Source organism: Novosphingobium sp. (assembly GCF_041915465.1).
GTDB lineage: Bacteria > Pseudomonadota > Alphaproteobacteria > Sphingomonadales > Sphingomonadaceae > Novosphingobium.
The window spans coordinates 1-19,033 of the sequence record NZ_JAYSBK010000037.1 but is presented as its reverse complement, the minus strand read 5'-3'; the positions used below and the strand labels follow the sequence as shown (position 1 = coordinate 19,033).

15 protein-coding genes, 2 tRNA genes and 1 pseudogene are annotated in these 19,033 nt (G+C 65.9%); 7 read left to right on the top strand and 11 right to left on the bottom strand.

Translation table 11 applies throughout. The features are described from left to right. Positions 1–42: 42 nt before the first annotated feature. Positions 43–1,992, top strand: coding sequence for an acetate--CoA ligase (acs, locus tag ACE3SN_RS08415; RefSeq protein ID WP_374529182.1), 1,950 nt, complete (start codon positions 43–45; stop codon positions 1,990–1,992). Further along, on the top strand, positions 1,989–2,618 hold the full coding sequence (locus ACE3SN_RS08410; protein WP_374529180.1) for a response regulator transcription factor: 630 nt from the start codon (positions 1,989–1,991) through the stop codon (positions 2,616–2,618). Before acs ends, ACE3SN_RS08410 begins: the two co-directional genes overlap by 4 nt. Here the strand turns inward: ACE3SN_RS08410 and ACE3SN_RS08405 are convergent. The 4 genes from ACE3SN_RS08405 to ACE3SN_RS08390 all read right to left on the bottom strand — a co-directional run bounded on the left by ACE3SN_RS08405 (position 2,595) and on the right by ACE3SN_RS08390 (position 10,144). After that, on the bottom strand, positions 2,595–5,942 hold the full coding sequence (locus tag ACE3SN_RS08405; protein ID WP_374529178.1) for a PAS-domain containing protein: 3,348 nt from the start codon (positions 5,940–5,942) through the stop codon (positions 2,595–2,597). The genes ACE3SN_RS08410 and ACE3SN_RS08405 overlap by 24 nt on opposite strands. Positions 5,943–6,016: 74 nt before the next feature. Continuing rightward, positions 6,017–7,177, bottom strand: coding sequence for an acyl-CoA dehydrogenase family protein (locus ACE3SN_RS08400; protein ID WP_374529176.1), 1,161 nt, complete (start codon positions 7,175–7,177; stop codon positions 6,017–6,019). Between the two features lie 90 nt (positions 7,178–7,267). Next, positions 7,268–9,325 carry an FAD-dependent oxidoreductase gene (locus ACE3SN_RS08395; RefSeq protein ID WP_374529174.1) on the bottom strand — a complete coding sequence of 686 codons (2,058 nt, stop codon included), beginning with the start codon at positions 9,323–9,325 and terminating at the stop codon, positions 7,268–7,270. Between the two features lie 18 nt (positions 9,326–9,343). Continuing rightward, positions 9,344–10,144, bottom strand: coding sequence for an enoyl-CoA hydratase/isomerase family protein (locus ACE3SN_RS08390; RefSeq protein ID WP_374529173.1), 801 nt, complete (start codon positions 10,142–10,144; stop codon positions 9,344–9,346). 68 nt (positions 10,145–10,212) lie between these two features. Between ACE3SN_RS08390 and ACE3SN_RS08385 the strand changes: the two genes are divergently transcribed. The 3 genes and pseudogenes from ACE3SN_RS08385 to ACE3SN_RS08375 form a co-directional block, all read left to right on the top strand. Next, positions 10,213–10,809, top strand: coding sequence for a TetR/AcrR family transcriptional regulator (locus tag ACE3SN_RS08385; RefSeq protein WP_374529171.1), 597 nt, complete (start codon positions 10,213–10,215; stop codon positions 10,807–10,809). A 107-nt stretch (positions 10,810–10,916) separates the two neighbouring features. Further along, positions 10,917–11,003: transfer RNA gene (locus ACE3SN_RS08380), tRNA-Leu, on the top strand. Positions 11,004–11,181: 178 nt separating this feature from the next. Further along, positions 11,182–11,325: pseudogene (locus tag ACE3SN_RS08375) on the top strand (Arm DNA-binding domain-containing protein); the annotation flags it as partial. Between the two features lie 139 nt (positions 11,326–11,464). Here the strand turns inward: ACE3SN_RS08375 and ACE3SN_RS08370 are convergent. Then, positions 11,465–11,538: transfer RNA gene (locus tag ACE3SN_RS08370), tRNA-Gly, on the bottom strand. Positions 11,539–11,611: 73 nt separating this feature from the next. On the opposite strand from ACE3SN_RS08370, the gene ACE3SN_RS08365 reads away from it, so the two are divergent. Continuing rightward, the gene (locus ACE3SN_RS08365) at positions 11,612–12,343 is read left to right on the top strand and encodes an enoyl-CoA hydratase/isomerase family protein (RefSeq protein WP_374529169.1); all 732 of its coding nucleotides are present in this window, start codon (positions 11,612–11,614) and stop codon (positions 12,341–12,343) included. Here the strand turns inward: ACE3SN_RS08365 and ACE3SN_RS08360 are convergent. The 4 genes from ACE3SN_RS08360 to ACE3SN_RS08345 are packed head-to-tail and all read right to left on the bottom strand — an operon-like array spanning position 12,340 to position 15,613. Next, positions 12,340–13,113, bottom strand: coding sequence for an enoyl-CoA hydratase (locus ACE3SN_RS08360; RefSeq protein ID WP_374529167.1), 774 nt, complete (start codon positions 13,111–13,113; stop codon positions 12,340–12,342). The two genes, ACE3SN_RS08365 and ACE3SN_RS08360, sit on opposite strands and share 4 nt — an antisense overlap. A gap of 2 nt (positions 13,114–13,115) precedes the next feature. After that, positions 13,116–13,874, bottom strand: a complete 759-nt coding sequence (locus tag ACE3SN_RS08355) for an N-acyl homoserine lactonase family protein (RefSeq protein ID WP_374529165.1) — start codon at positions 13,872–13,874, stop codon at positions 13,116–13,118. Between the two features lie 10 nt (positions 13,875–13,884). Beyond that, positions 13,885–14,679, bottom strand: a complete 795-nt coding sequence (locus ACE3SN_RS08350; protein WP_374529163.1) for an SDR family NAD(P)-dependent oxidoreductase — start codon at positions 14,677–14,679, stop codon at positions 13,885–13,887. A 1-nt stretch (position 14,680) separates the two neighbouring features. Next, positions 14,681–15,613: an NAD(P)H-dependent flavin oxidoreductase gene (locus ACE3SN_RS08345; protein ID WP_374529161.1), complete on the bottom strand. Its 933-nt coding sequence runs from the start codon at positions 15,611–15,613 to the stop codon at positions 14,681–14,683. A 118-nt stretch (positions 15,614–15,731) separates the two neighbouring features. Here ACE3SN_RS08345 and ACE3SN_RS08340 point away from each other — a divergent pair, with 118 nt between their 5' ends. After that, a complete protein-coding gene (locus tag ACE3SN_RS08340) occupies positions 15,732–16,913 on the top strand; it encodes an acyl-CoA dehydrogenase family protein (RefSeq protein WP_374529159.1) in 1,182 nt (393 codons plus the stop codon). Positions 16,914–16,947: 34 nt separating this feature from the next. Here ACE3SN_RS08340 and ACE3SN_RS08335 read toward each other — a convergent pair whose 3' ends face one another. Together ACE3SN_RS08335 and ACE3SN_RS08330 are read right to left on the bottom strand one after the other, a co-directional pair. Beyond that, entirely contained in the window at positions 16,948–17,394 is a 447-nt protein-coding gene (locus tag ACE3SN_RS08335; protein WP_374529157.1) for a hotdog fold thioesterase, read from the bottom strand. A 74-nt stretch (positions 17,395–17,468) separates the two neighbouring features. Continuing rightward, positions 17,469–19,001 carry a flavin-containing monooxygenase gene (locus tag ACE3SN_RS08330; protein ID WP_374529156.1) on the bottom strand — a complete coding sequence of 511 codons (1,533 nt, stop codon included), beginning with the start codon at positions 18,999–19,001 and terminating at the stop codon, positions 17,469–17,471. Between the last annotated feature and the right edge of the window lie 32 nt (positions 19,002–19,033).

Below are 19,033 nucleotides of genomic sequence, written 5' to 3'. Positions count from 1 at the left end.
CTAGGCTCGTGCCAAAGCACGTATTCCGGAGAGGAACCTGACATGGCCGAAGCCCTCTATCCCGTACCCGCCGATTGGGCCGACAGCGCCTTGATCAACGAGGATCGCTATCACGAGATGTACCGCGCCTCGGTGACGGACCCGGATGCCTTCTGGCGCGCGGAGGCGCAGCGGATCGACTGGATAAAGCCCTTCACCCAGGTCAAGCGCACCAGCTTCCACGAAGCCGACTTCGGGATCGAATGGTTTGCCGACGGCACGCTCAATCTCTGCGCCAATGCGCTTGATCGGCATCTGGCCGAACGCGGCGACACGGTGGCGATCCTGTGGGAGCCGGACGATCCGGCCGATGCCGAACGCCGCATCACCTATCGCCAGCTGCACGATGACGTCTGCCGCTTTGCCAATGTGCTCAAAAGCCGCGGCGTGAAGAAGGGTGACCGCGTCACCATCTACCTGCCGATGGTGCCCGAAGCAGCGGTGGCCATGCTCGCCTGCGCGCGGATCGGGGCAATCCATTCGATCGTCTTTGCCGGTTTCAGCCCCGAGGCGCTCGCGGGCCGGATCGAGGATTGCGACAGCCGCATCGTGCTCACCGCCGACGAAGGCCTGCGCGGCGGCAAGAAGGTGCCGCTCAAAGCCAATGTCGACGAGGCGCTCACCCATTGCCCGGCAGTCGATACCGTTATCGTCCTTTCCCGCACCGGGGCCGCCGTGCCCATGGTGCAGGGTCGCGACGTGGACTGGGCCGAGGCGATCTCGGCCCAGTCCGCGCATTGCGAGCCGGAGGAAATGAACGCGGAAGATCCGCTGTTCATCCTCTATACCTCGGGCTCGACCGGCAAGCCCAAGGGCGTGCTCCACACCACCGGGGGCTATGCGGTCTGGGCCTCGATCACCCACCAGTACGTGTTCGATTACCGCCCGGGGCAGATCTACTGGTGCGCCGCCGACATCGGCTGGGTCACGGGCCACTCCTATGTCGTCTACGGCCCGCTGATGAACGGCGCGACGACCGTGATGTTCGAAGGCGTACCCAACTTCCCCGATCCCAGCCGGTTCTGGCAGGTGGTCGACAAGTTCGGCGTCGAAATCTTCTATGGCGCCCCCACCGCGCTGCGCGCGCTGATGCGCGAGGGCGACGAATGGGTGGCGAAGACCAGCCGCAAGACCCTGCGCCTGCTCGGCTCGGTCGGCGAACCGATCAATCCCGAAGCCTGGGAATGGTATCACAAGGTGGTGGGCGAGGGGCGCTGCCCGATCGTCGACACCTGGTGGCAGACCGAGACCGGCGGCACGATGATCACCCCGCTGCCCGGCGCGACCGGTTTGAAGCCCGGTTCGGCCACCCGGCCGTTCTTCGGGGTGAAGCCGATGCTGGTCGACAACGAAGGGGTGGAAATCGAAGGGGCGGGCGATGGCTGCCTGGTCGTGACCGACAGCTGGCCGGGGCAGATGCGCACCGTCTGGGGCGATCACGAGCGCTTCTTCCAGACCTATTTCAGCACCTTCAAGGGCGTTTATTTCACCGGTGACGGCTGCCGCCGCGACGAAGACGGTTATTACTGGATCACCGGCCGGATCGACGACGTGATCAACGTCTCAGGCCACCGCATGGGCACGGCCGAAATCGAAAGCGCGCTGGTTGCCCACGCCAAGGTTGCCGAAGCCGCCGTGGTGGGCATGCCGCATGACATCAAGGGCCAGGGCATCTATGCCTTCGTCACCACCAATGCCGATGTCGAACCGGACGAGGCGCTGCGCAAGGAACTGATTCAGTGGGTGCGCCATGAAATCGGCCCCATCGCCACGCCTGACGTGATCCAGTTCGCCCCCGGCCTGCCCAAGACCCGTTCGGGCAAGATCATGCGCCGCATCCTGCGCAAGATCGGTGAAAACGACGTCAGCAATCTTGGTGATACGTCCACTCTTGCCGATCCTTCGGTTGTGGACCATCTCCTGGCCAACAGGCCGCAACTGGAGAAGGCGTGACCGAAACCGTCCTCATCGCCGACGATCACCCGCTGTTCCGCCAGGCCTTGGCCCTGGCGGTAAGCCGGGTACTGCCGCAGGCGCGGGTGATCGAGGCGGGGACACTGGCGGGTGCCGCCCGCGCGCTGGAAACGGCCGAAGGGCTCAAGCTGATCCTGCTTGACCTCAAGATGCCGGGTGCGGTCGGCTACTCTGGCATCGCGCTGCTTCACGCCGAGCGGCCCGCCGTGCCGATTCTGGTCGTCTCCAGCGCGGAAGGCGCGGCGGCGGCAGATGAAGTGCGCGCGTTCGGCGCAATCGGCTTCCTGCGCAAGGATTCCGATCTCGGCGCGATCGAGGACGCGATTGCCCGCGCGATCAGCGGCGCAGCCCGCGCGGCGCCGGCCGTCACGGCGCAGCCCGAGGACGAGATTCGCGAGACCGTGGCCGGGCTCACCCCGACCCAGCTCAAGGTGTTGCTGGCGGTGCTCGAAGGCCAGCTCAACAAGCAGATCGCCCATTCGCTGGGTATGAGCGAGGCCACGGTAAAGGCCCACATGACCGCGATCATGCGCAAGCTTGACGTGCGCAACCGCACCCAGGCAGCCCTGGTGGCGCGTTCGCTAGGGCTCGATCTGCGCCACTGAGGCTTCGGCCAGAAAGCGTTCGATCGCCGCCGGATCAACCGGCTTGGCGAGGATCACGATCCCCATTTCCGCCGCGCGCTGGTGCATCGCGATACCGGATTCGGCGGTGATCAGCCGCGCGGGCAAGCCGGGGCGGCGCGCGTGGATCTGTGCAATCAGGGTGAGGCCGTCCTCACCGTCGTCAAGCTGGTAATCGGCCAGCACGGCATCGGCATGGCCGCACAGCGCCAGCGCGGTGCGGCTGTTGCCCGCACCCAGCGGAGTGTGCCCCAGCCCTTCGAGCAGGGCGCAGCTCGCCTCAACGATCAGGGCGTCGTTGTCGATCACCAGCACGCGCAGCGCACGCACCGGGGCGGGCGGAATCCCCTCGCGCTGGGGGACGGTGCGGGGACTGTCCTGTTCCAGCGCGGGCAGGATCAGGCTGAAGCGGCTGCCCTTGCCCGGAACCGAGGCGACATCGACCCGTCCGCCGAGCAGGCGGGCGATGCGTTCGACCAGCGCCAGCCCCAGCCCCAGCCCTTCGACCTCGACCTGGCCGAGCCGGGTGAATTCACCGAAGATCGCATCGAGCTGATCGGGCTCGATCCCGACTCCGCTGTCGACCACATCGATCCGCCATTCATCGCCCCGGCGGCGGCTGCCGATCAGCACGCCGCCGTGGGGCGTATAGCGCACCGCATTGGTGAGGAAATTTTGCATCACCGAACGCAGCAGGCCCGGATCGGTCATCACCATGCCGGGTGCGGCGCCGAGGCGCATCTCAAGCCCCTTCTCCTCGGCCAGCGGGCGGAAGCTTTCGGTGAGGTCGCCTAGGAACGCCTTCAGGCTGATCGCTTCGGGCTTGGGCGTCACCCCGCCGGCATCGAGCTTGGAGATATCGAGGAGCGCCCGCAGCAGGTCTTCGGCGGCCACGATCGCGCCTTCGACGCGGTGGACCAGCATCCGCCCGCCTTCAGCGACATCGCGTCCAAGCGCGGCGGTGAACAGCCGTGCGGCATGGAGCGGCTGGAGCAGATCGTGACTGGCGGCGGCAAGGAAGCGGGTCTTCTCCCGGTCCGACTTGGCGAGACGGCGGTTGGCCTCGGACAGTTCGCGGGTACGCTCGCTGACGCGCAGTTCGAGCTCGTCGAGCGTGCGGCGCAGCTCTTCGCGCATGCCGGCTTCGGCGGTGATGTCGGTGAAGCTCATCACATAACCGCCGCCGGGCATCGGCCCGCCAACGGTCTTGATCACGCGCCCGTCGTTGCGCTTGCGTTCAAAGCTGTGTTCCTGCCCGCGCCGCATATGGCCGAGCCGCTTGGCAACGTGAAATTCGGTGTCGCCGGGGCCGAAATCGCCGCGCAGCGCATTGTGTCGGATGAGGTCTGCCACCGGCGTGCCGACCCGCACCAGTCCCGGCGGGTAGTTGAAGATCTCGAGATAGCGGGTGTTCCATGCCACCAGGTTCATCTCGGCATCGACCACGCTGATCCCGGCATCGACGTTTTCGAAAGTCGCCGCCAGGAGCTGGCGCGAGAAGCGCAGGCTCTGCCCGCCTTCGTCCAGCAGGCGGGTGACTTCGGGCAGGCTCATGGTGCCGCCCGCGAGCGCTGAAGTGACCAGTGCGCGGGCCGATGAGGTGCCGACCACGCTGGCGATCAGTTCCTGCGCGCGCTTGGCCGAGCGGCGGTCGATTGGCTGGCCCTTGCGCGCCAGCGGCAGTTCGGCCTGAACCCGTTCGCGCCCGACGAAACTGGCCGTCAGATCGGCGAGGTCGCCAAGGTCGGTGACCTGGCGCGAACCGCGCAGAAACCCGGGAATGGTCGGCGCGGTCAGCCCGCGCGCGGTCAGCAAGCCATAGACCAGCAGGTTGGCTCCAAGGCTCCACACCACCCCGTGGACCAGCGGTGAAGCGCTGCCGATACCCAGCAGCCGCAGCGGGTCGAGCACAGTTTCGTCCAGCGCGGCAAGCCAGCTCTGCGGCATGATCGGCGGCAGCGCCAGCGTGTAGAGCCACAAGGCCAGGCCGGTGGCGAGGCTGGCCCGTGCCGCGAGGGGATCCCGCCCGTTGCCGTAAGTTGCCAGCAGCAGGTGCGGCGTGAACTGGGCCATGGCGGCAAAGGCGATCAGGCCGATCGAGGCGAGCGAGTTGCTGCGCGAAACCAGCAGGGCCCAGGCCAGCGCCAGCAGCATGATCCCGAGGATCGAAAACCGCCGCACGATCAGCATCGAGCGGCCGATTGCACCTTCGGCCGGACTGGTCCGGCTGCGCAGCACGCTCGGGAAGACGAGGTCGTTGGAGACCATCGTCGCCAGTGCCGTGGTGTCGACAATCGCCATCGACGCAGCCGCGCTGACCCCGCCGAGCAAGGCGATGGCCACCACCAACCTGCCATCGGCCATTGCCGGAAGCTGCAGGACGTAGAGATCGGGCACGGCATCCTTGCCAAGCAGGGTGGCCCCGGCAAGCGCGATGGGCAGCACCAGCAGCGCCATCAGTGCAAGATAGGCGGCAAGGCCGAACCGCGCGCGAACCAGGTCGTCGCCGTCCTGCGCTTCCACCAGTCCCATGTAGAACTGGCGGGGCAGGGCGATGATCGCGGTCATCGAGATCAGGAAGATTACAGCCACGTCGAGCGACAGGCGTTCGGGGCGGAACCGCTCGGCGAGATGGGACAGGCCGATCCCCACTGCCGCGGGATCGTTGCGGGTGAGCAGCACTGCGACCGCCAGGATCGCGACGGCGGCAAGGGCCGCGAGCTTGAACAGGGAATCGAGCCCGATCGCATAGACCAGCCCTTCGCTGCGGCCCGCCAGCTCATAGCGGCGGGCACCGAACAGGGCCGCGAACAGGGCCAGCAGCAAGGCGGCAACCACCATTACCCCGGCTTCGACCGGCCGCCCCGAAACGATTCCCATGGCATCGCCGATCGAGCGCAGCTGCAGGGCAACATAGGGAATGGTGCCGAGCAGCGCGATTATCGTCACCAGCCGGGCCACGACCACGTCGCCTCCGAAGCGGGCGGCGATGAAGTCGGATACGGTGGTGGCCTGTTCCTCGGCGACGGCCTGGGTCAGCCGGGCAAGAAAGCGCGGCGCGGCCAGCAGCAACAGGATCGGTGCGGCATAGATCGGCAGGTAGGACCAGCCATCGCGCACTGCGCTGCCAACCGCGCCGTAGAAAGTCCAGCTCGAGCAGTAGACCCCCAGCGCCAGCATATAGGCGCCGTGGCGCAGCCGCTTGCGCCCTGCCAGCGCAGGCCCCCGCGCCTCGACCAGCGCGGCGATTGCAAACAGCACCAGGATCAACGCCAGCGCAAGCAGGCCGGCGGCAGTCAAGCTCATGGGATTGCTCTCCCCCCGGCCAACCTAGCGCAAGCGGGGGGAGGTGCAAGCCGGGGCCGGAGGGGCCCTTCTGATCAGTCGAACAGGCTCTGGTATTTCTGCGAGAACACGTCGCGCCCGATGATCAGGCGCATGACTTCGCTCGAGCCGGCCAGGATGCGGTTGATGCGCGCATCGGAGAACATCCGGCTGATCGGGTATTCGTCCATGAAGCCCGCCCCGCCGTGGAGTTGCACGCCAAGGTCGAGCATCTTCCACTCGACTTCGGAGGCGACCATCTTGGCCTTGGCGCCCATGTTGCTGGTCAGCTGCCCGGCGTTGTGCGCGGCAACGCAGTGGTCGATATAGACCTGCGCCAGTTCGATCTCGGTATCCATCTCGGCCATGCGGAACTGGGTGTTCTGCTGTTCGGCCAGCGGCGCGCCGAAGATCTGCCGCTGCGAGACGTAATCGCGGGTGATGTCGAAGGCCTTGCGCGCATTGGCGGCGCAGCCCACGGCCGAGATCAGGCGTTCCTCGGCGAGGCCTTCCATCAGGTAGTAGAAACCCTTGCCGGCCTCGCCCAGCTGGTTGGCCTTGGGCACCTTGACGTTGTTGAAGAACAGCTCGGCGGTGTCCTGCGCGGGCATCCCCATCTTCTTGAGGTTGCGGCCGCGCTCGAACCCTTCCATCCCGCGCTCGAGGATCAGCAGCACCATCGAATGCTTCTTTTCCGCGCCCGCCACCTTGGCGGCCACGATCACCACGTCGGCGTTGATCCCGTTCGAAATATAGGTCTTGGACCCATTGAGCAGCCAGTGATCGCCCATGTCCTGCGCATTGGTGCGCATTCCTGCCAGGTCCGATCCCGCGCCCGGCTCGGTCATGGCGATGGCCAGGATCGTCTCGCCCGCGACGCACTTGGGCAGGAAGCGCTGGCGCTGTTCCTCGCTGCCGAAGCGCTGGAAATAGGGGCCGACCAGGCGGCTGTGCAAGGTGTTGTAGAACTGCTTGCAGCCGGCGCGGGCGGTTTCCTCGATGATGATCTGCTCATAGCGGAAATCCGTGTCGCCCATCCCGCCATACTTTTCGTCCGGCCAGATCATCAGGAAGCCAAGATCGCCCGCCTTCTCGAAGGCGCTGCGATCGACGATCCCGGCCTCGCGCCATCCTTCCATGTGCGGCGCGATTTCCGCCTCCAGGAACTTGCGATAGGCATCGCGGAACATGATCTGGTCTTCGGTGAACTGGCGCATGGCCCTCTGGTCCTCTCCTGAATCGGTTGGTGGCGATTAGGCAGGGATTCACAGCCTTGTGAAGACCCTGCCGCACGCGCAGCGGCGAAATCAGATCGCGGCTGCCAGCTCCGATGCCTGCAGGATCGCCCGCTTGGCATCGAGTTCGCCCGCTTCGAGCGCCCCGCCGATGAGGTGCGAGGACACCCCTGCTGCCGCCAGTTCGTCGTGCAGGCCGCGCGCCGGTTCCTGCCCTGCGCAGACGATCACGGTGTCGACCTCGAACAGGGTCGGTTCGCCGCCGACCGTGCAATGAAGCCCCGCATCGTCGATCTTGAGGTATTCGACGCCCGCGATCATCTGCACGCCGCGGCGCTGCAGGGTGATGCGGTGGGTCCACCCCGTGGTGCGTCCCAGCCCCTTGCCGACCGCACTGGTCTTGCGCTGGAGCAGCACCACCTCGCGCTCGTTGCGGGCGACAACCGGCTCGACCCCGGTGACGCCGCCGCGCGGGTGGTTCTTGAAGTCGATCCCCCATTCCATGGCGAAGACATCGATGTCGAGCGCGGCCGACTTGCCTTCGTGGGTGATGAGCTCGGCGACGTCGAAGCCGATCCCGCCCGCGCCCATGATCGCCACCTTCTTGCCGACCTTGGCATTGCCCCGGATCACGTCGATATAGCCGACCGCCTTGGGGTGATCGATCCCTTCGACCGCGGGCTTGCGCGGTTCGATCCCGGTGGCGATCACCACTTCGTCGAAGCCCGCCGCCTTGAGGGCTGCGGCATCGACGCGGGTACCCAGCTTCAGCTCGACCCCGGTCACCTCGATCTCGCGCGCGAAGTAACGCAGCGTTTCGTAGAACTCTTCCTTGCCCGGAATGCGCTTGGCGAGGTTGAACTGGCCGCCGATTTCGGACCCGGCATCGAACAGCGTGACCTTGTGGCCGCGCTGCGCCGCCAGCGTCGCAAAGGCCAGGCCTGCCGGCCCCGCGCCGACCACCGCGATCCGCTTGGGCGCGGCCACGGCGGGGAAGTTCAGCTCGGTCTCGCGGCAAGCGCGGGCATTGACCAGGCACGAGGTGAGCTTGCCCGTGAAGGTGTGATCAAGGCAGGCCTGGTTGCAGCCGATGCAGGTATTGATCTCGTCCTCGCGGCCTTCGCGGGCCTTGTTGACCAGATCCGGATCGGCCAGCATCGGGCGCGCCATCGAAACGATGTCGGCATCGCCGCGCGCCAGCACGGCTTCGGCAACATCGGGCATGTTGATGCGGTTGGAGGTGATCAGCGGGATCGACAGCTCCTTCCTGAGCCGCCCGGTTACCCCGGCAAAGGCCGCGCGCGGGACCATCGTGGCGATGGTCGGCACGAAGCTTTCATGCCAGCAGAAGTGGGTGGAGATGACGTCCACGCCCTCGGCCTCGAGCGCTTTGGCAAGGCTCACCACTTCGTCCCAGGCAAGGCCTTCCTGCAGCATGTCCATCGCGGAAATGCGGAACACCAGGATGAAGTCGGGCCCCACGGCGGCGCGCACCCGGCGCACCACCTCGACCGGGAAGCGCATCCGGTTTTCCCACGAACCGCCCCACTGGTCGGTGCGCAGGTTGGTCTTCTGCACCAGGAAGGTGGAAATGAGGTAGCCGGCCGAACCGATGATCTCGACCCCGTCATAGCCCGCCTGCTTGGCCAGTGCGGCGCAGTTGGCGAAGGCGGCGATCTGTTCCTCGATCCCGTCCTCGTCGAGTTCGCGCGGGGTATAGGCCCCGATCCGCGACTTGACCGGCGAAGGCGCGACGCATTCGGGCGTATGGGCAAGCGGACCGGAATGGAGAATCTGCATGCAGATCTTCACATCCGGGCTGGCGGCGTGGACCGCGTTGGTCACCTGCCGGTGCAACGCCACTTCCGAAGGCTCGGACAGCTTCGCGCCCTTGCCGCCCGAGGGGTGCGGGGTGATCCCGCCGGTGATGATCATCCCGACCCCGCCCTTGGCGCGCTCGACGAAGTAGGCCGACAGGCGTTCGGCCGCATTGGGCACATCTTCAAGGCCCGTGTGCATCGAACCCATCAGGATGCGGTTGCGGATCGTCGTATGGCCGACCTTCAGCGGCGAGAAGACGTGCGGATACTTTTCGAGGCCGGGCTCGTTAACGGCAGTCTGGGCGTTCATCGGGCGTTGTCCTGCTGATTATTCAGGGGCGTAGTTGGGCGCGCGCTTTTCCATGAAGGCGCGCATGCCTTCGGCGAAGTTGCCGCTCCGCGAGGTCATTATCTGATTGCGGTTCTCGATCGCCATCGCGGCTTCGAGGCTGCCCGCGTCGATCGCCATGGCGAGGCCTTCCTTGGTCATGCGCAGGCCCATCGGCGAGGCATGGAGCAGGTCGTCGATCCACGGCTGGGCCGCGGCTTCCAGCTGGTCGTCGGGCACGACTTCGGCCACGAGGCCCACGGCGAGCGCGCGGCTTGCCTTGATGAAGCGGCCGGTCAGCATCAATTCCGCCGCGATTGAGCCGCCGACCAGGCGCGGGAGGAAATAGCTCACCCCCATGTCGCACGAGGACAGCCCGATGCGAATGAAGGCCGCGTTCATCCGCGCCGATTCGCCTGCGATGCGGATATCGCTGGCCAGCGCGAAGGCGAACCCGCCGCCGCAGGCCGGGCCGTGGATGAGCGAGACGATCACCTGCGGGCAGCGCCGCATCTTGATGTAGACATCGGCGAGATAGCCCTGGAAGCCATAGCCGCCGCCGAACGGCACTTCGCCCCGGTCGTGATGCTCCTTGATGTCGAGCCCGGCGCAGAACGCCTTGCCCGCGCCGCGCATCACCACCACGCGCACCGAGCCATCGTGATAGAGCTTGCCGAAGTAGTCGTTGAGCTCGCCGACCATTTCCAGATTGATCGAATTCAGCGCCTCGGGCCGGTTCAGCGTCAGCCAGTCAACCTGCCCGCGCTTTTCAACCGTGATCGTCCGATAGCCTTCGGCCATGCCCTCTCTCCTGTTCTAAACACTGTTTAGTAGTTTGCATAACGAACACCGTTTAGTATGGCAAGCGCATGGCTGTGCTGCTGACCGAGGAACAGGTGCTGGGCGTGCGCGAGCGGATCCGCGCCGCGGCCGAGCGGCACGTCGCGGCGCACGGCCCGGACGCCATCTCGCTGCGCTCGATCGCGGCCGAGCTCGGCTGGACGGCGGCTTCGCTCTACCGCTACTACGCCAGCAAGGCCGAATTGCTCGATGCGCTGCGGATCGCGGCGCATGACCGGTTCTCCGACCGGATCGAGGCCGCCCATGCCAGCACGGACGATCTGTGGGACCGCAGCCGCGCGATCGGCGATGCCTATGTCCAGTTCGCGCAGGACGAACCGGCCGCCTACCGCCTGATGTTTGCCAATGGGCTCGACGAAGGCGAAAAGTCGCCCGAACTGCACCGCGCCGAACAGCGGTCCAACCGCACGCTCACCGGTTATGTCCGCGACATGGTCGAGGCGGGGCTGCTGACGGGCGATGCCGATCTTATCGCCCACGCCTATTGGGCGGCGATTCATGGGCTGGTGATGCTGCGCATGGCCGGCAAGCTCGATAACTCGCCCCCATTCGAAACCCTGCGCCACGCCGCGATGCGCATGATAACCCGCGGCGCGCGCGCCTGAATCCTGCAATCGGCACCGCGCGCCGGATTCGCCGTTGACAAGCCCCCCCGCCCCCCGCTAGTGGCGCCCTCCTACCCGGCAGCGGGCGCTTCGGCCCCCTGCCCCGTGCCCAGATGGCGGAATTGGTAGACGCACCGTCTTCAGGTGGCGGCGCTGGAAACGGCGTGGAGGTTCGAGTCCTCTTCTGGGCACCATTTGCTTGTGGCTGAGCATCCCCCAAACTATCGACAAACCGGCAGAAATCTGCCCTTTATCGTCTCCCATTGTCGCTTGGCGATTGCTGGCGTGCCCCCGCAATCCGCCCAATTTGGGGGCATGTCTGGGGTCATATCGGGAATTCGCGGGTGAATCTGCGAAAGGCGATGCCCCCAAATGCCGCTCAAAGACACGGAAATCCGGGCGATTCGGGCGATCAACAAGCCGGTCAATGAGGCTGATGGCAAAGGGCTCTACGTTGAGGTCTTCCCCAAAGGATCAAAACTCTGGCGCTTGAAGTATCGGTTCGCAGGCAAGGAGAAGCGGCGCACCCACAATGGCCCTCAATTCGTCGGGCTGCACATGGACGGCATGGGAAGTTTGCGGACCGATAACCGCAGATTTACAATGATTTTCGGGGGTTTGTCGAGAAGGTCTGGGCGCTTCTGGAAAGGGCAGCTGGAGCGGGTGAAGGGAATCGAACCCTCGTATTCAGCTTGGGAAGCTGCTGCTCTACCATTGAGCTACACCCGCCCGGGTGCGATGCGCCCTTGCCACGGCGGGCTGGCATGGTCAACTGGACTCAAAGCAATCGGGAGAGTCCAAGATGAGCCAGCTGGTAACCTTCGAAGCGGACGGCGGCGTTGCCACGCTGACCCTCAACCGCGCGGACAAGCGCAATGCGCTGAACCTGGCGCTGTGGGGCGAGCTGGATGCGCACATCGCGCGGATCGAGGATGCCCGCGACAAGATCGGCGTGGTCGTGCTGCGTGCGGCGGGGCCGGTGTTCTGCGCGGGCAATGACCTCAAGGAACGGGGCGTGGCGGCGCCCCGGGCCAATTACCAGGCCAGCATCGTCACGCGGCTCGCGAACCTGCCCCAGCCGGTGATCGTGGCCGTGCAGGGCGGCTGCTTTACCGGCGGGCTGGAGCTGGCGCTGGCCGGGGACATCATCCTGGCGGGGGAAAGCGCCTCGTTCGCGGATACCCATGGCAAGTTCGCGCTCGTTCCGATCTGGGGGATGAGCCAGCGCCTGCCGCGCCGGGTCGGCCAGTGGAAGGCGCGCGAGATCAGCTTTACCGGCCTGCCGGTGAGCGGCGCCGAAGCCGCGCGGATCGGCCTTGCCAATCACTGCGTCCCCGACGACGAGCTCGAGGCGCGCACCCGCGACATGGCCCGCGCAATCGCGGCACAGAGCCGCCATTCGGTGCTGGCCTACAAGGCGCTCTATACCGCCCAGGCCGACCTGCCGCTGGAAGCGGGGCTGGCCTGGGAAGTGTTCAATTCGGCCGGCGTCGGTCCGGATATGGCCGAGCGGGTAAGCGGCCGGTTCGGCTAGGAGTTCTGCGCGCGGCCGCGTTCCATTACGGCGCGGCGGCGGGCTTCGACTTCATCCTTGTTCACCTGGCTGTTGGCGGCCGAGCTTTTCGCGTGTTCCAATGCCATGCCTTCGCCAAAGGGCAGAGCGAAGCCTTCGTCGATCAGCGCCTTGTAGGCCTGGACCATGCCCGGATCGGCCGTGGCGATGTCGGCCGCGAGTTTCTTTGCCGCGTTCAGCAGTTCGTCAGCCGGGACCACGCGGTTGACCAGGCCCCAGGCGCAGGCGGTATCGGCGTCGAGGAAATTGCCCGAGAGCGAAAGCTCCTTGGCGCGGCTGATCCCGATCAGGCGCGAGAGCTTTTGCGACAGGCCCCAGCCCGGCATGATCCCGACGCGGGCGTGGGTATCGGCAAAGCGCGCGTTTTCCGAAGCGATCAGGATGTCGCAGGCCAGCGCCACTTCGAACCCGCCGGTGATGGCGACGCCGTTGATCGCGCCGATAACGGGCTTGGCGCAGATTTCGATGGCTTTCACCGGATTGGCGAGCGGTTCGGAGGCATTGGCCGCGCCCAGCCCCTCGACGCCCAGCTCCTTGAGATCGAGCCCGGCGGTGAAGGCGCGCGTGCCCGCACCGGTGAGCACCACAGCGCGTACTTCGGGATCGGCATTGACCGCTTCCATCGCTGCAGCCAGTTCCGCCCGCAGCCCGCGCGAGAGCGCATTCATCGCCTCGGGGCGGTTCATCGTCACCACGGCCACCGGGCCATCGCGTTCAATTGTTACCAACATGGTCATTTCCCCAAATCAAACTGCACGTTTTCCTTCACGTGCGCCCATTGTTTGCCATCGTGGCCGAACAGGATCGTCGTGCCCCCGGCACGCGCCTTCGCCAGCCGTTCGAAAGTCAGCAGTCCCTGCTCCACATCGGCCGTGGCGCGGGGCAGGACCATCACGTCGAGATTGCGCTCGGTATAGCAGCAATCCCCGGCGAGCAGCACTTCGCCCTGCGCCAGCTTCACGATCACGCTCTGGTGGCCGTGGGTGTGGCCCCAGGTAGGGACGATCCGCACGGTCCCGTCGCCGAACAGGTCATGTTCGCCGTCGATCAGCTTGACCGGCTGGCCGGTGTCGAAATCGAGCGCCTCGTACAGCCCCGGCTCGGGATTGCCCTTCGCCGCCGCCCATTCGCGGCGCTGGATGATCGCGGTCGCATTGGGGATCAGCGCATTGCCGCCGCAGTGGTCGATGTGGAGGTGCGAATTGACGATCCAGTCGATGCTCGCCGGATCGACCCCGATCGCCTTGAGCCGGGTGGCGATGTCCATCCCCTCGAACCATTGCAGTCCGAACTTGTTGGCAGGAAGTGCGTCGGCCAGCTCGCGCCGGTAACGCACCCCCATGCCGGTATCGAACAGCGCCCGGCCACTGGGATGCTCGATCAGGTAGGCCGGAACGGGGCCGCGCAGATAGTCCCCCTCGTCGCCTTCTACGAAATAGCCCGGGCGGCACTGGAACCACCCGGTGTTGAAGGCGAAGAGGGTGATGCCCATCGCCGCGTCCTCACTGCCGCGCGCGGACGACCGAGCTTTGCCCGTCGTCGATGCGGATCGTCGCGCCGGTCACGCATTCGCTGGCGGGTGCGACGAGGTAGAGCAGGGTCGAATCCATCTGTTCGGGCACCGGCACGCGGCGGCGCGGCAGGTGTTCGGCGGGATTGCCGCCCATGCGCTCGAACATCCCGTCGGTCATTTCCGAGACGAACATCCCCGGCGCGATGGCGTTGACGTTGATGTTGAAGGGCGCCCATTCCACCGCCAGCGCCTCGGTCATGCGGGCGATTGCGGTCTTGGTCACGGCATAGAGCGCCGCGCCGTTGCCGTCATAGCGCAGGTGCGCGACCGAGCTGATGTTGACGATCCGGCCCGGTTTTTTCGCCTCGATCAGGCGCTTGGCCACTTCGCAGGCCAGGATCCACGGCCCGCGCAGGTTCACGCCCAGCACCTGGTCGACGAGCGCGATGCTCATCTTGTGGGCGCGCTGGGCATCGGGCATCCCGGCGTTGTTGATCAGGATGTCGACCGTGCCGAACGCAGCCTCGGCCGCGTCGACGGCGGCGATCAGACTGGCCGCGTCGGTTGCGTCCATCTGCACGGCAATGGCCTCGCCGCCCGCCGCCTTGATTTCGGCCGCAAGGGCTTCGAGCCGGTCAAGCCGGCGCGCGCAGAGCGCAACCTTGGCACCCTTGGCCGCCAGCACGCGGGCAAAGCGCGCGCCAAGGCCGGACGACGCGCCGGTGACGATGGCGACGCGGCCGCTGAGATCGTCGCTGGTGTAAGGCAGGGGATAATCGCTCATGTCAGTTGCTCCATTGGCTTTCGATGGCCGCCAGCCGCTCGCGCCACTTCACGTGGGGGGCGAGGGCGGCGAATTCGGTTGCGAGGCGTGTCGTGAGGCTGGCGACCGGCTCGACTTCGTCGATCAGGCCGACGCTCTGTCCGGCGCTGAAAGTGTCGCGCCAGGCGCGCACGCCTTCGGGCATGTCGATCTTGCCGCCCGCCAGTTGCGCGGCATCGAGGCCGACCGCCTCGAGCGAATCGCGGATCCAGTTGGCGGGAACGCCGTTCATGGCGGAGGAAGTGACGATCCGGTCGATCCCGGCATGGGCGATCATGTCGCGGTGGCCCTGGACCACGCCAGATTCGGGCGTGGCGATAAAGCGCGTGCCCATGCAGGCAATGTCTCCGCCCAGCGCCAGCGCGCCATAGATCCCGGCCGCGTCCGCGATCCCGCCCGCCACGATCAGCAGCCCGTCATAGACCCGCCGCACCGCGGGAACGAAAGCAAAGGGGGTTAGGAACCCGGTGTGCCCGCCCGCGCCCGAGCAGGTCACCATCAGCCCGTCGACGCCGGCTTCCAGTGCCTTTTCGGCGTGGCGCATGGTCGTCACGTCCTGCACCACGCGCCCGCCCCAGCCGTGGACCCGCTCGACCAGCCGCGAGGGATCGCCCAGGCTGGAGAGCACCAGCGGCGCGCGGTATTTTTCGAGCAGGGCCAGCTTGGCCTCGCCCGTCTCCTCGCTGGCGATGCGGCTGGGCAGGTTGACGATCGGCGGCGCGCCTTCGGCTTCGGCCAGGGCGGCCAGGTAACGTTTGAATTCGTCGAAGGGGGTGTAGGTGCCGCCCTGCCAGCCCGCGATCACGCCGGAACGCACGCAAGCCGTGGCAAGATCGACCGACGAGGCGAAGCTCATCGGCGCGCACATCAAGGGCAGGGTCAATTTTTCAAACATTGCTGGATTTCCCTCTCCCAATTCTTCTGGCGGTCTGCTTTAGCGCAAATTCAATCGCGCGGTTAAATCGCACGATGGACGGCAATGCCGGGATTCGCAAGCACAAGGAATGAACAGGATGCCCACGCAGCGCGCACTGGAAATCGGGGAACGGGTCGAACGCTTCGTGCGCGAGGTGGTGATCCCCTATGAACGCGATCCCCGCCGCGATCACCACGGCGCGCCGCTCGATGAACTGGTCTATGAAATGCGCGACCTGGCCCGCAAGGCCGGGGTGCTGACGCCGCATATCCTGCCCGATGGCGGCCACCTGACCCAGCTGGAAACGGCCTATGTGCTGCAGAAATCGGGCCTTTCGCCGCTCGGTCCGCTGGCGGTCAACACCATGGCGCCTGACGAGGGCAACATGTACCTCTTGGGCAAGGTCGGCAGCCCCGAAATCCAGGAACGTTTCCTGAAGCCGCTGGTCGAAGGCCGCGCCCGCAGCGCCTTCTTCATGACCGAACCGGCGCTGGAAGGCGGGGCGGGCAGCGATCCCTCGATGATGCAGACCACCTGCCGTCAGGACGGCAACCACTGGGTGGTGAACGGGCGCAAGGCCTTCATCACCGGGGCGGAAGGCGCGACTGTCGGCATCGTCATGGCCAAGGCCGAGGACGTCGCCGCGGGCGGCGGAGCCTGCATGTTCCTGGTCGACCTGCCCGATCCCGCGATCCGCATCGAACACGTGCCCAACACCATCGACAGCTCGATGCCCGGCGGCCACGCCACGGTGGTGATCGAGAACCTGCGCATTCCGGCCGACCAGATGCTGGGCGAGGCGGGCGAAGGCTTCAAGTATGCGCAGGTGCGCCTTTCCCCGGCGCGGCTGTCGCACTGCATGCGCTGGCTCGGCTGCTGCCAGCGCGCCCACGAAATCGCGAGCGACTATGCCAACCGCCGCCACGCCTTCGGCAAGGCGCTGATCGACCACGAGGGCGTCGGCTTCATGCTGGCCGAGAACCTCATTGACCTGAAGCAGGCCGAACTGATGATCGCCTGGTGCGCTTCGGTGCTCGATACCGGCTCGCTCGGCACGGCGGAAAGCTCGATGGCCAAGGTCGCGGTGTCCGAAGCCCTGATGCGCATCGCCGATCGCTGCGTGCAGGTAATGGGCGGGCGCGGCGTGACCGAATATACCGTCGTCGAGCAGGTTTTCCGCGAAGTGCGCGCGTTCCGGATCTATGACGGCCCGACCGAGGTCCACAAGTGGAGCCTTGCGAAGAAGATCAAGCGCGACTGGAAGGCCGCGCAGGGCTGAACCGGCGGAGCGTCCAACCCGCTGGCGGCGCGCCTTACTTGCGCTCCAGCGGGATCACAGCGACGGTAAAGCGCGAAATGCAGACCAGCTTGCCCGCCTCGTCCTCGATCCGGATCGTCCAGACCTGGGTCGTGCGGCCCAGCGATTCGGCCCGCGCCGTGGCATAGACCCAGCCGTCATAGGCCGGGCGGATGTGGTTGGCGTTGATCTCCATGCCGACGCCGACGAACTTCGTGCGATCGACGCACCAGCCCGCCGCGACCGAGCCGATCGTTTCGGCAAAGGCGACCGAGGCCCCGCCGTGGAGCCGCCCGAACGGCTGGCGGGTGCGCTCGTTCACGGGCATCCGCGCCCGGATCCAGTCATCGCCGCAGTCGGTGAATTCGATCCCCAGCCAGCCGTTCATCGAACCGGCCCCGCCCTGGGTCATCGCGTCGAGATCGGGGCGCGTGCCGCCCCACCAGATTGTCTTGTCGCTCATCGCGCGGCGTTAAAAAGCAAAACGGCGGCGCTGGCAATCAGCACCGCCGTCTTGTTTTCAGGATTAGCGAAAGGTCAGGCGGGTTCCGCCACCTTTGCGCCGGCGCGAACCCCGTCATAGACGAATTCGCTGCCTTCGAGATCGATGTGCGGGATCTGCTCGCGCTCGGCCCAGTAATCCTGGTTGTGGCGCCATTCGGGCTTGTCGCCGCGCTTGGGCATCAGCTTCAGCCCGCGCATCAGGTAGCTGGGGTTGAAGTTGTCATTCTCGATCCAGTCGGAGAGCGGCATGTCCTTGTCCTCGTCGCGCAGGGCAACGTCGACGCGCTTGGCGCCCCGTTCGTCCATGTGCTTGAGCAGGTTGCAGACGAAATCGCCCAGCATGTCGACGCGCAGGGTCCAGCTGGCGCGGAAATAGCCCATCACCCAGACCATGTTCGGCACGCCGGTGAACATCATGCCGCGATAGTTCACGGTTTCGTGCCAATCGACCGGCTTGCCATCGACGTCGAACGGGATGCCGCCCATCATCAGCAGGTTGAAGCCGGTGGCCGCAACGATAATGTCGGCTTCGATTTCCTCGCCCGAGGCGGTGCGCACGCCCTTTTCGGTGAAGGTTTCGAGCGTGTCGGTGACCACCGAGAGCTTGCCTTCGACCGCCGCGCGGAAGATGTCGCCTTCGGGGCAGAACGCCAGGCGCTGCTGCCAGGGGCGATACTTCGGCGTGAAGTGCGGTTCGAACTGGAAGTCCGGCTTGCCGGTAAAGGCGCGGATCAGTTCCTTGAGCTCTTCGAACACGGTGTCGGGCTCTTCGATGCAGCGCTTCGTCATCTGGTCCTGATCATACATGATCTGGGCGCGCACGACACGGTGGATGGTGGGCTCGTCGATCCCGATCTCGCGCAGGCGATCGGCCAGCTCGTTCTTGTTCTCGGCGCAATAGAAGTAGGTGGGCGAACGCTGCAGCATGGTGACGTGCGCCGCGTCTTTGGCGAATTCGGGGATCACGGTGGCCGCGGTCGCGCCCGAACCGATCACCAGCACGCGCTTGCCCTTGTAGTCGATCTTGGGATCCCACAGCTGGGCGTGAACCAGCAGGCCCTTGTATTTGTCCATGCCCGGCCATTCAGGCGTATAGGGCTTTTCGTGATCGTAATAGCCCTGGCACATCCACAGGAAATTGCAGGTGAAGGTTACAGTTTCACCATCCGACTTGCGGCGCGCCAGCACCGTCCAGAGGTTGGTCTTGCTGTCCCACGAACACTTGGTGATCGTGTGGCCATAACGGATGTGCCGGTCGATCCCGTTCTCCTGGATCACCTCGTTCATGTAGTCGAGGATCGCCTGGGCCGAAGCGATCGGCGTGCCGACCCACGGCTTGAAGCGGTATCCGAAGGTGTAAAGGTCGGAGTCAGAGCGCACGCCGGGATACTTGTGGGTTTCCCAGGTGCCGCCAAAGGTGTCCATCCGCTCAAGGATAACATAGCTCTTGCCCGGGCACTGGTCCTGCAGGTGATAGGCCGAACCGATCCCTGAAACCCCTGCACCCACGATCAGTACGTCGACATGGGTCGCTGCGGCTTGCGCCTGAACTGCTGCTGTTGCCATCTCTCTCTCCAGTAAACACCCGGCGCTGTTAC